This is a genomic window from Nocardioides sp. T2.26MG-1, from assembly GCF_950101795.1.
GTDB lineage: Bacteria > Actinomycetota > Actinomycetes > Propionibacteriales > Nocardioidaceae > Nocardioides.
The window spans coordinates 111,824-125,213 of sequence record NZ_CATNLZ010000032.1 but is presented as its reverse complement, the minus strand read 5'-3'; the positions used below and the strand labels follow the sequence as shown (position 1 = coordinate 125,213).

Genomic DNA, 13,390 nt, shown 5'->3' with positions numbered 1-13,390 from the left:
AGATGAACCTGCGAGCCATCGACATCGGCATCACACCTGAGCCAGGTGCGGACAGCATCGGAATCGTCGGTATGCCCGTGTGGATGTGGGCTGCCAACCCTGACGAGCACACCGTCGGTCCGATCACGGCGTCGGCCTCCGCGGGCGGGATCACGGTCACCGCCACGGCGAAGCTCCACCAGATCACTTGGGACATGGGCGACGGCGCCACGGTCAAGTGCCCCACTGCCGGGACGCCGTACAAGTCGGCGTACGGCAACACGAAGTCCCCCGACTGCGGGCACGTCTACGAGAAGTCGAGCTCGAAGCAGACAGGTGGGAAGTACACGGTGACCGCCACCTCGGACTGGGTCATCACATGGGAAGGGGCCGGCCAAACCGGGACCATCCGGCTGAACGGCCTGACACGGACGGTCGCGATCGCGGTCGGGGAAGCGCAGGTGCTCGTGCAGTAGCGGGCAGCGGAAAGGCGATGAGTATGAGTAGCGCAGCCACCCGAGTCGACGGGGCTCTCAATCAGGAGGGTCCGGCCACGACGGCGCTCGTGCCTCCGCCGAAGCTGCGTCGACGACCAGCGCTCGTAGCCGCCGCGATCGGTGCCATCTGTATCGGGGCGCTGCTCGCCGGCTGGGGCCTGGACCGCGACGACCAACACCCAAGAAGTGCTCGTCGCGCGTCACTCCATAGAACGTGGCTCCGTCATCGAGGCAGATGACCTTGCCCGGGTTCAGCTCAGCGCTGACCCGGCCCTCAAGCCCGTGGCAGCCTCGGAGTTTGATCGGGTGGTCGGGCAGCGGGCGGCGATGGACATCTCCGCTGGCGGGATGCTGACACCGGGTGCGTTCACCGCCGAGGTAGTCCCCGGCGCAAGCGAGTCGGTCGTCGGCGTCGCGCTCACCCCCGCTCAAGCGCCGGGTCTTGCCCTTCGGTACGGCGACAAGGTCCGCGTCGTCGTCACCCCGGCCCAAGGCGACGACCTCCCGGCAGGCACGCCGTTGAGCAACGACGCCACCATCGTCGGAGTCCACACCTCCGAGGAGACCGGACAGACCGTCGTCGACCTGCTCGTTCCCAAGGCTGATGCCGCGGTGCTCGCCACCCGGATCGCGACCGGCAACATCGCCCTCATCCTGGATTCCCGGGAGCGCTGATGGCTGTCGTCGCGCTCGCCTCCGCTTCCGGCTCCCCCGGCGTCACCACGACAGCGCTCGGGTTGGCGCTGCTGTGGCCGCGCCCGGTCCTGCTCGTCGAGGCCGACCCGACCGGCGGCTCCGGCTTGCTGGCCGGCTACTTCCGCGGCACCCGCGAGTACGACGGCGGACTCATCGAGCTGGCACTGACCGCGAACAACCTGAGTGATGCGCTGGCCGACGTCGCACACCCCATCGAGGGCACCACGGTGTCGTTCGTCGCGGGCACCCGCTCGCACACCCAGGCCAGTGCACTGCGGGATCTCTGGGCACCGCTGGCGGAGACACTCGCCGACCTGGAGACCACAGGGCAGGACGTCATCGTCGACGCGGGCCGTCTTGGGCTCCACGGGTCACCCCAACCGCTGCTCGATGCCGCCGACCTGTCCCTGCTCGTCAGCAGGACGACGCTCCCCCACCTCTCGGCCCTGCGCTCGTGGGCAGAGGCGTTCCAGCGCCCCGCCCTGGACTGGCACCAGTCGGCCGTTCTGCTTATCGGCGAGGGCCAGCCCTACAACGCCCACGACGTCACCGCAGCGGTGAACCTGCCCGTCCTGGCGCCGCTGGCCGACGATCCGGAGTCGGCTGCGGTCTTCTCGCGTGGAGCCCAGCCGCCGAAGCGGTTCGAGACCAGGCCGCTGGCAAGGGCGCTCACTGCGGCCATCGCCTCGATCCACTCGACGATCACCCGCCGGCGCAACGAGCTGCTCGAAGGAACCCGGTCATGACGACGGAACGATCCGAGGACTACGAAACCACCCCGCTGACAGGGTTGCCTCTGTTCACGCAGCCAGTTCCGCCGGCGGCTGAGAGGTTCGACCGTGGCCATCCAATGGCTCCGGTGGCACACCTGTCGACCATGAGCACCCATCCCATCGGCAGCAGCCTCGACTGGTCGCTCGTCTCTGCGCTGCGGGCGCAAGCCTCCGAGCAGCTCAGTCAGGCGGTTGCGGCCGACAAGGGACGGCTCAACAAGGTCGCGCAGGAGGAGCTGGGCCGGACGATTGTGCTCGACCTCATCGAGACGACCGTGGCTGACCGGGTGAACGCCGGGATGACCACACTCCCCGGCGCCGAGCAGGATGCGCTGGCCCGTGCGGTGTTCGACTCGCTGTTCCGGCTCGGCCGCCTCCAGCCCCTCGTCGACGACGACCGGATTGAGAACATCATCATCACCGGCCACGACAACGTCGTGCTCGAACTTACTGACGGCTCACAGATCGACGGGCCACCCGTGGCCGACTCCGACGAGGAGCTCGTCGACTTCCTGGTCTTCCTCGCCTCCCGATCCGAGGTCAACGCTCGCGGTTTCTCCGAAGCCCAACCGCGCCTGCATCTGCGCCTTGATGGCGGCTCGCGGCTCGCCGCTGCTGCGTGGGTGACGCCGCGCCCCTCCGTCGTGATCCGACGTCACCGACTGATGGAAGTCACGCTCGAGGACCTCGTCACTCGACAAATGCTGACGCCAGTCGCAGCCTCATTCCTCCGGGCGGCCGTGCGCTCCCGCAAGTCCATCGTGGTGTCCGGATCGCAGGGCGCGGGCAAGACGACCCTGGTTCGAGCTTTGTGCGCCGAGATCGACCCGCTGGAGGCGATCGGCACCTTCGAGACCGAGTACGAGCTGCACCTGCACGAGCTGCGCGACCGGCACCGCATCGTCCACCCGTGGGAGGCCCGTCCTGGGTCCGGTGAACGAGGTCCGGACGGGCGAGCGGCCGGTGAGTTCACCCTCGACGAGGCCCTCGTCGACTCGTTCCGCTTCAACCTCTCCCGCCAGATCGTCGGCGAGGTCCGAGGCAAGGAGATCTGGGCGATGATCAAGGCGATGGAGTCCGGCACCGGGTCCATCTCCACGACTCACGCTTCCGACGCGGTCGCAGCGATCCGCAAGCTGGTGACTTGCGCGATGGAGGCCGGCCCGCACGTCACCCACGACCTCGCGACCTCGAAGCTCGCGGCAACCGTCGACCTCATCGTCCACCTCGATCTGCGGACCTACCAGCAGGAGGGGCGCAGCATCCGGCAGCGCCGGGTCGCCGAAGTCATCGCCCTCGACCCCGGCGAGCGGGAGACCGGCTATGCCGCCACTCACGTCTTCGCCCCAACCGCCGACGGGACGGCCGTTCCAGCGGTCCTGCCCGACTCCTACCGAAGCCTCGCGACGTACGGCTTCGACCTCGGCACGTACCTCCAGCAGGAGGTGCGGTCGTGATCGTCCTCGTTCCGGCCTTGGCCGGCGCGCTGGTGGTCGGCGGCCTGATCGCCCTCGTCGTCGGGCTGCGCCCCTCCCCCATCGTCGAGCGCCCCTCCCGCCCCCGCAAGGTCCGCACGGTCACCAGGCAGAGCCGCATGCTTCTGCGTGGCGGCTTGGCCGCGGGCATCGTCGCCTTCCTGGTCACCGGTTGGGTGCTCGCGCTGGTCATCGTCCCGGTGGCGTTTGTCGGCCTGCCCATCTTGCTCTCGTCGTCCTCGGCAGCGCAGCGGATCGAGCGCCTCGAAGCGATGGAGGAATGGACCCGGTCCCTATCAGGCGTGCTGACCGTGGGGGTTGGACTGGAGCAGGCGCTCGTTGCCACACTCCGCTCCACACCGGCCGCGATTGCTCCTGAGGTCACCCGGCTGGTCGCCCGGCTCCGCGCACGCTGGGTGACCGAAGATGCGTTGCGGGCGTTCGCCGACGAGCTCGATGACGCAACGGGTGACCTCGTGGCTGCGAACCTGATCCTCGGCTCCCGAAGGAGGGGCGCAGGGCTGGCGAGCGTGCTCGAAGGTCTGGCCGAGTCGGTGGCGGCCGACGTACGCGCCCGGCGTCAGGTCGAGGCCGACCGCGCCAAGCCCCGAGCCACTGCACGCTGGGTGACGCTCATCAGCGTTGGGGTGCTGGTGATCCTGGCGGTGTCGGGCACCTACGTCGAGCCGTACCAGAGTGCGCTCGGGCAGGTCATCCTCGTGGCGCTGCTGGCGATGTACGTCGCGACGCTGGTCTGGATGAAGCGCATGGCGATAGGACGCGCGATGCCCAGGTTCCTGGCTCCCGTCCCCGCCACGAGGGAAGGCGCAGCATGACCACCGGACTCCAGATCGCGCTGCTCGGAGGGGCGTTCCTCGGGCTCGGCGTGGTCTTGCTGGTTGCCCGCCTGATGCCTGCCGAGCCGGACCTCACCGAGGCGCTGAGCCGACTGACTCCTGCCCGTGGGCGAGCGAACGCCGTTGGTCCGGTCACCACTGCGAAGGGTAAGGAGCGGATCGGCGTCTGGGCGATCAAGGCGTTGCCGCCGGCCGTCTGGATCAGGACTCCGACGCGGGAGCTCGCACTCCTCCGTATCCCGCTCGCGAGGTTCTACGGCGACAAGATCGTCATGGCACTCATGGGGCTCGTGGTCCCACCCCTCCTGGCGTTCTTCTTCGAGCAGCTCGGACTGGGCTTCCCCATCGCGGTCCCGGCCATCGCGTCAGTCGGGCTGGCGGTCGTGATGTTCTTCCTGCCCAACTACAACGCGGTCGACGACGCCCGGAAGGCTCGCCTGGAGTTCACTCGAGCGCTCGGGGCGTACATCGACCTGGTCGCCTTGGAGCGGAACAACGGCTCCGGCGTACGACAGGCAATGGAGTCGGCGGCCGAGGTCGGCGACTCGTGGGTCTTCACGCGCCTCTCGGAGGAGCTGACTCGCTCCCGCTGGTCGGGCCAACCGCCCTGGGATGCCCTCCACGCCCTGTCCGACGAGCTGGGCCTGCCCGAGCTCGACGACTTCGCCGACATCATGCGGCTCTCCGGCGAGGAGGGCGCGTCGGTCTACACCAACCTGCGCGCCCGTTCGGCCGCCATGCGCACGGCGATGCTCAACGACGAGATCTCCGAGGCCAACGCCGTCGGCGAGCGCATGACCATCCCCGGCTCCCTGCTCGGCGTCATCTTCATGGCACTGCTCGTCGCCCCATCCCTGCTGCGGATGTTCAGCAACACCTGACAACCCCAACCCCACGAAAGGGAACCCATCCAGGAAAGGAATCACCACTATGAACCGACTGCTCGCACTCCTACTCATGCTCCATCTGGGCGTCGATCCGCGCCTGCGGGTCCGCAAAGAGCGAGGCTCCGTCACGACCGAGCATGTGCTCTGGGCCGTGGCCGTCATCGCCATCGTCGGGATCGTCGTCGCAGCCATCAAGGCTTACGTTGAAAGCCAAGCCGGCAACATCAGGTAGGCGGCGGGACGAACGCGGCTCGGGAACCATCGAGCTGGTCATGCTGCTGCCTGCACTGTTCGCGGTGATGTTCCTCGGGACGCAGGCCGCGTTGATCTACCACGCCCGAACGGTGGCGATAGCCGCTGCGCAGGAGGGCGCGAGGGCCGCTGGCGGTGAGGACGGCAAGGAGGCCGACGGCGTCAACGCCGCCTCCTCGTTCATCGCCGACGCTGGTGGCGACGACGTACTCACCGGCGCGAATGCGACAGCCAATCGCACCGCCACCACGGTGACCGTGACAGTGACCGGTCACAGCTTGAGCGTGATCCCGGGCTGGAGCCCGGCGATCGTCCAGACGGCGTCGCTGCCCGTCGAGAGGCTGACCGCTCCGTGATGACCTGGACGCGCATGAGGGACGAGCGAGGCTCGGCTGCGGTCGAGGCCGCTGTCGGCCTGCCTGCCTTCGTGCTGTTCGTCGGTCTCATCATCTTCGGTGGCCGCACCGCCACCACCCACTCGGCCGTCGAGTCCGCTGCCGCCGACGCCGTCCGCACCGCCTCCATCGCCCGTACGGCGTCCGAGGCGACGAGCGAAGCGAAGGCCGCGGCGCAGGCCAGTTTGGCCAACCAAGACATTCACTGCCTCAGCGTCACGGTGTCGGTCGACGTGTCCGACTTCGGCAACACCGTCGGCGAGGCCGGGTCGGTCTCGGCAACCGTGGAATGCCTTCTCGATCTGGCCGATCTCTCCGTTCCGGGCGTCCCAGGCAGTCGCCTGATCAAGTCCACCAGCAGTTCGCCGTTGGACACCTGGAGGGAGCGGGCATGACGCACCGAACTCGCGGTGAACGCGGCTCCATCAGCATCTGGCTGGCGGTTTCGAGCTTCGTGATGATGATGCTCGTCGGGCTGGCCGTCGACCTCGGCGGACAGGTCCACGCCAAGCAGCGCGCCCACAACATCGCCGCCGAGGCAGCCCGGACAGGCGGCGAGCAGGTGCAGGCCGCGCCCGCCATCAAGGGTGAGTACGTCGCGGTGGACACCGTCAAGGCACGTAACGCGGCCGAGGACTACCTGAGCGCCTCGGGCGTCACCGGCACGGTCACCGTGACGGGCGGCGACACCATCACGGTCGACGTGACCGACAAGTACGAGCCCAAGTTCCTGAGCTTCATCGGCATCGGTGACCTGACCGTCACCAGCACTGCCTCGGCACGACTTATCCGCAACCTTGGGGGGAGCGAACAATGACTCAGCCCACGCTTGCCCAGCGAGTTCGCGGTCTCGCGGCCACGCTCGCCCTCCTGCTTCTCGTCGCCGGGGTGCCGTTCCTGCTCATCGGCATTGGTGCCGCTCCCTGGAGGGCCGATCTCGGCTCGCTTCGGAGCCTGCTGACCAGCCCCGACGACGGGACGCTCGCGATGGTCGTCATCGCGGGCGTGGCGTGGCTGGCATGGCTGGTCGTCGCGGTCTCCCTCGTCCTGGAAGTCGTCTCGCAGGTCCGCGGTCTCCCGACTCCGACACTGCCTGGACTCGGCGCTCCACAGCGGGCGGTGGGCCAACTGGTCGCGGCGGCGGCACTGCTGTTCGTTGCTGCTCCCACCGTGGTCGCGACGTTCCCGACTCCGCCAGCCCGTGCCGTGACTGCGCCCGTCCTCGAAGCGCCGCGACTCGCAGCCGTCGAGGTTGCGCCCCTCCTCCCCCAGGCTGCGCCCCTCCTTGCCAGCGCAGACTCGCCAACGACGGTGAGGACGACGATCGACTACACGGTCAAACGCGGCGACAGCCTGTGGAAGATCGCCGAACGCCTGCTCGGTGATGGCACCCGGTTCACCGAGATCGTCGACCTGAACAAGGGGGTCCTGAACGGGCGCCCCGACTTCATCGTGTCCGGCACCGTGTTGAAGGTGCCGTACGAGGCGTCGGAGGTCGACACCGACGGTCCCGCCCAGAAGTACGTCGTGCAGCCTGGGGACACCTTGTCGGAGATCGCCGAGGCGAGGCTCGGCGACCCGATGCGCTACCCCGAGCTCTTCGAGGCATCCCGCGACACCGTGCAGCCCGACGGCGTGACGCTGACCGACCCGGACCTGATCCGGCCGGGTTGGGAGATCACCATTCCTGGGCGGGCGAAGCACAATGCCGAGGTCCCGGAGGAGCCGCCCGTCGAGGTCGAACCACCGGTTGACGTGACCCCGCCGGTCGAGCCCCCGAGTGTCGAGCCGACGACTGAGCCGACCGAGTCGGCGGACCAGGAACCCACGCCTGCCGTGAGCAGCACCGACGAGGCAGACGACGTTGAGTCGTCGGCACCCGGCTGGCTGATGCCCGGCCTCGCCGGGGCGGGCGCAGTTCTCGCGTCGCTGCTGCTGCTCGCCGTACGCGCGCACCGCAACACCCAACTCCGCTACCGCCGGCCCGGGCAGACCATCGCCCCTCCTCCCGAGGAACTCCGAGCGGTCGAGAAGACCGCCTTCGTCGCGGGGGCGCCTTTGACCAAGGTCATCGAGGATCTCGACAGGGCGCTGATGCACCTCGCCGGCAAGTGCTCGGACGCAGGACGAGCGCTGCCCCAGGTCGTCACCGCCACGCTCGCCAAAGGCACGGTGACCCTGCACCTCGCCGAGGACGCAGACCTTCCGGGACCGTGGACTGGCGCAGGCTCCGACTGGCGCCTCGCCCTCGGTGAAGCTTTGCCCGAGCGCAGCGACGTGCTGCCGCCCTACCCACTGCTCGTCACCATCGGGCAGGACGATGACGGCCTCCACCTCGTGAACCTGGAGCAACTCTGCGTCGTCGCACTGGCCGGTGACCCGGAGCGCGGCAAGGCACTCGCGCGACACATCGCTGCCGAACTCGCCCTCAACCCGTGGTCGGCCATCGTCGAGGTCAACGTGATCGGCCTGGGCGAGGAACTCGCTCCGCTCGACAGCCTCCGCCTGCGTCATCACGAGACCGGCGAGCAGGTGGTCCCCTCTCTGGTCCGCTCCCTCACCGCGTCGCAGGAGAACGGCTGGGGAGACCCCGACCCGTACGGCGTGGTCATCACGACCGGCGACGGGACGGACGAACTTGCACCGCTCCTTCACTCGCCGACCTCCCGGATCGGCACGGCCTTGGTGTCCCTGGCTGCGCCCCTCCCCGCATCCACGGTCATCGAGGTCGATCCGACCGGGCGTCTGCGTGCGCCCTCCCTCGGACTCGACCTCGAAGCCGCCGGACTGACCAGCGAGGAGGCGAAGGCGTGCGCTGCGATCGTCGACCTCACCCGCGACAGCGAGCCGGTCAAGATCGCGCCCTTCGAGCAAGCCGCCGACGGTTGGATGGCACTCGCTGACCGGGCCGGCGCCCTCCGCGAAGAGCTGACCGACGTTCGCGAGGAGGGACCGACTGGCGAAGGCTCACTCCTGCCCGAGTCGGCCGGGGAGTACGTCGAGGTTGCCGCGACCACCGTCGAGGATGTCGAGACTCTGGCCCCGGTCGTGCCAGAGCAGGTCCGCCGTACGGTCGAGGAAGCCGATCCAACGCTCGACCAAGACGTCGCCGACTGGTTCGACGCCGAGGTCGAGCGTCCTCGGTTGGTGCTTCTCGGTCCAGTGAGCGCAGAGGCGTACGGCGAGGCCAAGCCGGTCATTCTGAAGCGCCGACCGTACTTCACAGAGATCCTCGCCTATCTCGCGTTGCACCCCAAGGGCGCTACCGCCAGCGAGATGGCCGACACGTTCGGAGTTGCCGCGTCGAGGGCAAGGACGGAAGTCAGCGCCCTGCGCGACTGGCTCGGGACAAACCCGCGCACCGGCGGCCCCTACCTCCCGGCAGCGAACGAGTCGCCCGTCTATCTGGAGACCGGCGTGAAGACCTACCAAGTGCTGGACGTGCTCGTCGACCTGGACCTCTTCCGGAGATTGCGTGCCCGCGGCCAGGCGCGTGGCGCGGAGGGCATCGCGGACCTGCGGACCGCCATGTCCCTGGTCCAGGGGCTTCCGTTCAGCCTGCTACGCGACAAGGGCTGGAGCTGGCTGCTCGACACCGAACGGGTTCACGAGACTGTCGGTTGCGCGATCGTCGACACCGCGCACCTCCTCGTCGTCGACGCGCTCGCGAAGGGTGAGCTCGACGTGGCGCGAACCATCGCCGAGACCGCCTGCGAGGCAGCGCCCTACGACGACATCTGTCGGCTCGACGTCGTGAAGGTTGCTGCCGCTGAGGGCCACGGCGAAGCGGTCGAGAAGATGCTCAACGACGACGTGTTCAACCGCACTGACGACTACCTCCCGCCCATTGACCTCCCCGAGAGAACGGGAGACATCGTCGGCAAGGAGCGCTGGGGGAACTCCAAACGTCCTCCGCCCACCTGATCCCGGGCGTCGCGATGCAACGGAGATCGCGAGTTCCCGGCTGCGGGCCTTGCTGCATTTCGCCCAGAAAGGGCGTGCCTAGAGGCGGTGCACAGCGGCCGTTCTGAGCGATGCCTTCCGAGATGGTCACCGGCTCACTTTCGGGCACTTCCGCAACGAAGCGCCACCTTCCTTGGCCCTAGTACGGGCTATCGAGCTTGCGAAACTGGGGCCCTATTCGCGCTGGCGTCGTGCCGACACCTCGTCGCCAATCTCGACGTGTCCGGCACGGCCCAGGAGGTCCATGACGCGGTCCGCCGCCGCGACCGCGTCTCCGTCTCCGCTTTCATAGGCGATTGCGAGGATGCCTGGCGCGTGCTCAATGAGGTCGTATCGACCGAAAGGCTCGTTGCGCCCATGGATTAGCAGTTGTTCGAGGATCCTTGCAACGCTGGCGGGCGCTAGCGACGCGCTCTCCTCCAGAACCTCGCCGAGCATGCCGCGAGGGTTGAACCCTGGTGCCCGGACCGCCTCTTCAAGCCGCGGTAGCCACCACTCGGGAGGGAACTTGGCGCTCCGCGCCCACCAGTAGAACCCGTCGAGTTCCTGCGGGTCGGTGTCGCCCCTGCGCACCCTGACGACTCGCGTGTCCAAGAAGTCCATCGCGCGTCGCAAGGGGCCCTCCGGAACGTCGTCCGAACGCCCCAATAGCCAGCCGAGATGGCCTAGCACCTTCGCGCGCGCCTCCAGAGGCGCCTGCTCGAAATACAGGGTCAGGAGTTCGTCGTCCGGCGGGATGGCATCCCACAGCCTCAGCATCATCAGGTGGTCACCCAGGACCTCAACCGGACCGCGATCCCGTCGCCACCCGGCAACTACGTCTTCACCCCGTGCGACGCGCTCCAGGACCATGCGTGCCCAGGGCGACAGAACTTCGAGCAGCACTCTCGATGGCTGATAGGTCGCGAGCGCTGTTGAGCCGATCACGTCGCCGAAAGCATCCGCCGACAGCAGGAGCGACAACCGCTCTTCGGTCCACCCGCGGTCGACCCAGACCAGCCGCCCGAACCCCTCTCCAAGTGCGGCCGCCTCCGCCAGGCTCGGGTCCTTTTCGGGCTGAAGACGCGCATCGACCAACGCGAGCACCCGAGACACGACCTCTTCCGACGCGTCAGCCGCCTGCTCCTCTTCAGCGATCTCCTTGGCGCGCGCAGCTACACGGATGAGTGCGCGCATTGCGGCCGGACGCGTGGTGTTGAGCGACAGTGTCAGTGGGTCCATGTTGGAGCCGCCGTACCGCTCCTCATGCTCGACGGTGGGGTCCGCATGTGAGACGAGCGGCTCCAGAGCGTCCACCGCTCGCACGAGTTGCGGGCCGGGGATGCCGTAGTCCGATTCTCGAGTGCCTTGCTCGATCAGCGCGGCCATGGACCGCTGCGCGAAACGCCACACCAGGTCTTCGTCCATAGACCCGCTGACTTCGGACCCGTCGTCCTCCCTGACGGCGACTGATGCCGCCAACACCAGAAGGTCCTCCCAAACCACCGGCTCGCCGTTCTTCAGGGCGTCGCTCAGGCCGGAGAAGAGGGCGCGTACGTAGGTGGGCTCCAAGTCGGCGAAGGCGGCCGCCGCGGCCGACAGTTCCTCACTCCTCTTCGCCACCACTGCCTGCAGAGCCCGCGCCAGTCCCTCCTTCGACGGGTCCCAGGGTTCCGGCCTCCCGGGCCTCCACGTGCGCAGGTACTCAATGAGGTCCGCCACGCCGTAGGACATCAAATCCTCTTCGGTGACGGGACTGGTGGGCCCGACCCACGACGTCGAATACGAGGGGAACTCCGCGTGGTCCATAACCCCATAGCGCTCCTCCAAGGAGGCCAGCTCGTCCACGTACCGAGGCGGAAGGCCGTCGCGACTAATGGCGCTCAGCAGTTTGAGCCGCCAGACCTCCCGGTAGCGCACCTTGGAGTCCTCGAGGGTCTCCCCTTCCAACTTCCGGTGTTCGGCGGCCTCGGCCAACTTCTCGTCGTCGAGGTGAGGGCCCGCATCAAACACGCCGGCCCACGCTTCTACTTGCTCTTCAGACGCGAGCGGCAGGATTGCACGCGCCAGGCTGGCGTATTCGTGTCGATAGTCGCTGTCCATGAGGGCAGGCATCAGCAGCCGCTCGAATCCGACATCGCGCGCGGCGTCAGTGTCCGGAGAGGTGACGGCTAAGACATGGAGCGCGATGCGTTGACTGAGGGGCTGGCCATTGCGTTCGAAGACCTCCACTACGTCGGCGACGTCTCGCCCGCCGAGGACGTCCCTGACGCCAAGGTCTCGGACCGCGTCGATGAGGGCGTCGCCCAACTCCTCGCTACCTTGATTCTGCTCGTGAGGGGCGATGGAGGGGCGCCAGATGTGGCTCAGGTCGTAAAGACGACCCGGCACATATTCGCCAGAGGCGGTCATGAATGCCTCTAGCCACGACACCAGAGTCGTGAGCGCCTTCTCTGGCTGGACGGCGACCAGAATCCTGACGGCGTCGGGAAGCCCATCTTCGAACCAGTAGCGCTCCAAGCCGGTCTTCACGGTTCGTTTCCCACCGAGCCCGGCGGCCTCCTCGCCCGCTCGGGGTCTGAAGGCGCCTTGAAGGAGACGCATCGCGGCCTTGCGTTTGCCACTCTCGGCGAGGCGCTCAGCGAGGTCGACCACCTCTCTCGCGTGGGCGAGGCTGCCCTCTTCCAGATACTGAGCGAGCGGTTTGGCGAACGGCGCGGCATGGTCCGGCGGCAACGCCATTGCAGCGCGGAGAATCAACTGGCGAACGTAAGGGTTGGTGCTCGTGCAGGTGCGTTGCAGGATGCGTGCGACCGGTCCAGGCACCGACGACGCCATGCGGATTAGATAGCCGCCCTCTGGCCACGGCGCGGAATGGGCGGTGCCGTCCTCGTTCACTACCAACTCAGGAGGGCTGTCGAACACGCCCTCGCGGTCGAGGGCGTCGACCCACAAAGGGTTCTCCAACTTCTCGTAGAAGACCCTCCGATGCTGAAGGTCACCCAGTCGTGACATCGCGCGCCGGACCAAGTCGGCGTCCGGCTCCCGCCAAGTCTGCTGTGCCTCTGTCATATGTCGACCGCTCCGTCCTCGCGCTCGTTCGCCGCATCGAGAAGGTCGCTCAAGTCATCGACCGTCTCGAAGAAGTTGGTCAGCCTGGATTGGAGGACGCCCTCCACCACCTGAAGCGCCCGCGGAAACCTGGTTCGGAGGTCGTCCATGTCGACCTCGCGTCCTCTGCCGGGATGGCGGACTCGCTCAATGTCTCTCAGGCTGTCGCGGAAGAGGTTGACGGTCGCATCCTCTCTAGTCTCCACCCGGCCGAGAACCAGGGCGCTGTGCCTGCGCCGGGCATTCATGCTGCCCGCGTGCGTCGCCGATGCGACGCGCCGCGCGGCTTCAACGATTGACACGGGAACCGTCATGCGGGGTGCCGCTTCACCATCCACGGCACCGGGCACGGGTATGACCTGCTCCAGGGGCCCCACAACGTCTTGGTGGACTTGCCACTCCTGAACCAGTAACTGGGCGGGAGTCGAGGTGTCGCTCCTGGCCGGTAGGGCATCGACGTCATGCAAGACGTCCGGCAGTGCATTGACGAGGTCTCGAATGCAATGCGCGGCCACGACTAATGCAC

At 67.8% G+C, this 13,390-nt stretch carries 13 protein-coding genes; 11 read left to right on the top strand and 2 right to left on the bottom strand.

Annotated features, from left to right (window positions below):
• Positions 1-83 precede the first annotated feature (83 nt).
• The 11 genes from QQZ14_RS15635 to QQZ14_RS15585 all read left to right on the top strand — a co-directional run bounded on the left by QQZ14_RS15635 (position 84) and on the right by QQZ14_RS15585 (position 9,735).
• Positions 84-455 (top strand): hypothetical protein, encoded by a 372-nt coding sequence (locus QQZ14_RS15635; RefSeq protein ID WP_284535280.1) that lies wholly within the window; start codon positions 84-86, stop codon positions 453-455.
• 207 nt (positions 456-662) lie between these two features.
• The gene (locus QQZ14_RS15630) at positions 663-1,151 is read left to right on the top strand and encodes an SAF domain-containing protein (protein WP_284535279.1); all 489 of its coding nucleotides are present in this window, start codon (positions 663-665) and stop codon (positions 1,149-1,151) included.
• Complete coding sequence (locus QQZ14_RS15625) at positions 1,151-1,918, top strand: hypothetical protein (RefSeq protein ID WP_284535277.1); 768 nt, start codon at positions 1,151-1,153, stop codon at positions 1,916-1,918. The genes QQZ14_RS15630 and QQZ14_RS15625 overlap by 1 nt, the downstream gene beginning before the upstream one ends.
• A 131-nt stretch (positions 1,919-2,049) precedes the next feature.
• Complete coding sequence (locus tag QQZ14_RS15620) at positions 2,050-3,402, top strand: CpaF family protein (RefSeq protein WP_284535276.1); 1,353 nt, start codon at positions 2,050-2,052, stop codon at positions 3,400-3,402.
• The gene (locus tag QQZ14_RS15615) at positions 3,399-4,256 is read left to right on the top strand and encodes a type II secretion system F family protein (protein WP_284535275.1); all 858 of its coding nucleotides are present in this window, start codon (positions 3,399-3,401) and stop codon (positions 4,254-4,256) included. The genes QQZ14_RS15620 and QQZ14_RS15615 overlap by 4 nt, the downstream gene beginning before the upstream one ends.
• Positions 4,253-5,158 carry a type II secretion system F family protein gene (locus QQZ14_RS15610; protein WP_284535274.1) on the top strand — a complete coding sequence of 302 codons (906 nt, stop codon included), beginning with the start codon at positions 4,253-4,255 and terminating at the stop codon, positions 5,156-5,158. Before QQZ14_RS15615 ends, QQZ14_RS15610 begins: the two co-directional genes overlap by 4 nt.
• Before the next feature lie 49 nt (positions 5,159-5,207).
• Entirely contained in the window at positions 5,208-5,396 is a 189-nt protein-coding gene (locus QQZ14_RS15605) for a hypothetical protein (protein WP_284535273.1), read from the top strand.
• On the top strand, positions 5,368-5,772 hold the full coding sequence (locus tag QQZ14_RS15600; protein ID WP_284535272.1) for a TadE/TadG family type IV pilus assembly protein: 405 nt from the start codon (positions 5,368-5,370) through the stop codon (positions 5,770-5,772). Before QQZ14_RS15605 ends, QQZ14_RS15600 begins: the two co-directional genes overlap by 29 nt.
• On the top strand, positions 5,772-6,206 hold the full coding sequence (locus tag QQZ14_RS15595; RefSeq protein ID WP_284535777.1) for a TadE/TadG family type IV pilus assembly protein: 435 nt from the start codon (positions 5,772-5,774) through the stop codon (positions 6,204-6,206). Before QQZ14_RS15600 ends, QQZ14_RS15595 begins: the two co-directional genes overlap by 1 nt.
• The gene (locus QQZ14_RS15590) at positions 6,203-6,628 is read left to right on the top strand and encodes a TadE/TadG family type IV pilus assembly protein (RefSeq protein ID WP_284535270.1); all 426 of its coding nucleotides are present in this window, start codon (positions 6,203-6,205) and stop codon (positions 6,626-6,628) included. Before QQZ14_RS15595 ends, QQZ14_RS15590 begins: the two co-directional genes overlap by 4 nt.
• Entirely contained in the window at positions 6,625-9,735 is a 3,111-nt protein-coding gene (locus tag QQZ14_RS15585) for a LysM peptidoglycan-binding domain-containing protein (RefSeq protein ID WP_284535269.1), read from the top strand. The genes QQZ14_RS15590 and QQZ14_RS15585 overlap by 4 nt, the downstream gene beginning before the upstream one ends.
• Before the next feature lie 213 nt (positions 9,736-9,948).
• On the opposite strand, the gene QQZ14_RS15580 is transcribed toward QQZ14_RS15585, so the two are convergent.
• Together QQZ14_RS15580 and QQZ14_RS15575 are read right to left on the bottom strand one after the other, a co-directional pair.
• The gene (locus QQZ14_RS15580) at positions 9,949-12,825 is read right to left on the bottom strand and encodes a hypothetical protein (RefSeq protein WP_284535268.1); all 2,877 of its coding nucleotides are present in this window, start codon (positions 12,823-12,825) and stop codon (positions 9,949-9,951) included.
• Positions 12,822-13,178: a hypothetical protein gene (locus tag QQZ14_RS15575; protein WP_284535267.1), complete on the bottom strand. Its 357-nt coding sequence runs from the start codon at positions 13,176-13,178 to the stop codon at positions 12,822-12,824. Before QQZ14_RS15575 ends, QQZ14_RS15580 begins: the two co-directional genes overlap by 4 nt.
• Positions 13,179-13,390: the final 212 nt, after the last annotated feature.

What these genes read in the sequence shown, in the direction of transcription:
- QQZ14_RS15635 (WP_284535280.1), top strand. Translation starts at nt 84, where the DNA reads ATGTGGGCTGCCAACCCTGACGAGCACACCGTCGGTCCGATCACGGCG.
- QQZ14_RS15625 (WP_284535277.1), top strand. Translation starts at nt 1,151, where the DNA reads ATGGCTGTCGTCGCGCTCGCCTCCGCTTCCGGCTCCCCCGGCGTCACC.
- QQZ14_RS15620 (WP_284535276.1), top strand. Translation starts at nt 2,050, where the DNA reads ATGAGCACCCATCCCATCGGCAGCAGCCTCGACTGGTCGCTCGTCTCT.
- QQZ14_RS15610 (WP_284535274.1), top strand. Translation starts at nt 4,253, where the DNA reads ATGACCACCGGACTCCAGATCGCGCTGCTCGGAGGGGCGTTCCTCGGG.
- QQZ14_RS15605 (WP_284535273.1), top strand. Translation starts at nt 5,208, where the DNA reads ATGAACCGACTGCTCGCACTCCTACTCATGCTCCATCTGGGCGTCGAT.
- QQZ14_RS15595 (WP_284535777.1), top strand. Translation starts at nt 5,772, where the DNA reads ATGACCTGGACGCGCATGAGGGACGAGCGAGGCTCGGCTGCGGTCGAG.
- QQZ14_RS15590 (WP_284535270.1), top strand. Translation starts at nt 6,203, where the DNA reads ATGACGCACCGAACTCGCGGTGAACGCGGCTCCATCAGCATCTGGCTG.
- QQZ14_RS15585 (WP_284535269.1), top strand. Translation starts at nt 6,625, where the DNA reads ATGACTCAGCCCACGCTTGCCCAGCGAGTTCGCGGTCTCGCGGCCACG.
- QQZ14_RS15580 (WP_284535268.1), bottom strand. Translation starts at nt 12,825, where the DNA reads ATGACAGAGGCACAGCAGACTTGGCGGGAGCCGGACGCCGACTTGGTC.
- QQZ14_RS15575 (WP_284535267.1), bottom strand. Translation starts at nt 13,178, where the DNA reads ATGACGGTTCCCGTGTCAATCGTTGAAGCCGCGCGGCGCGTCGCATCG.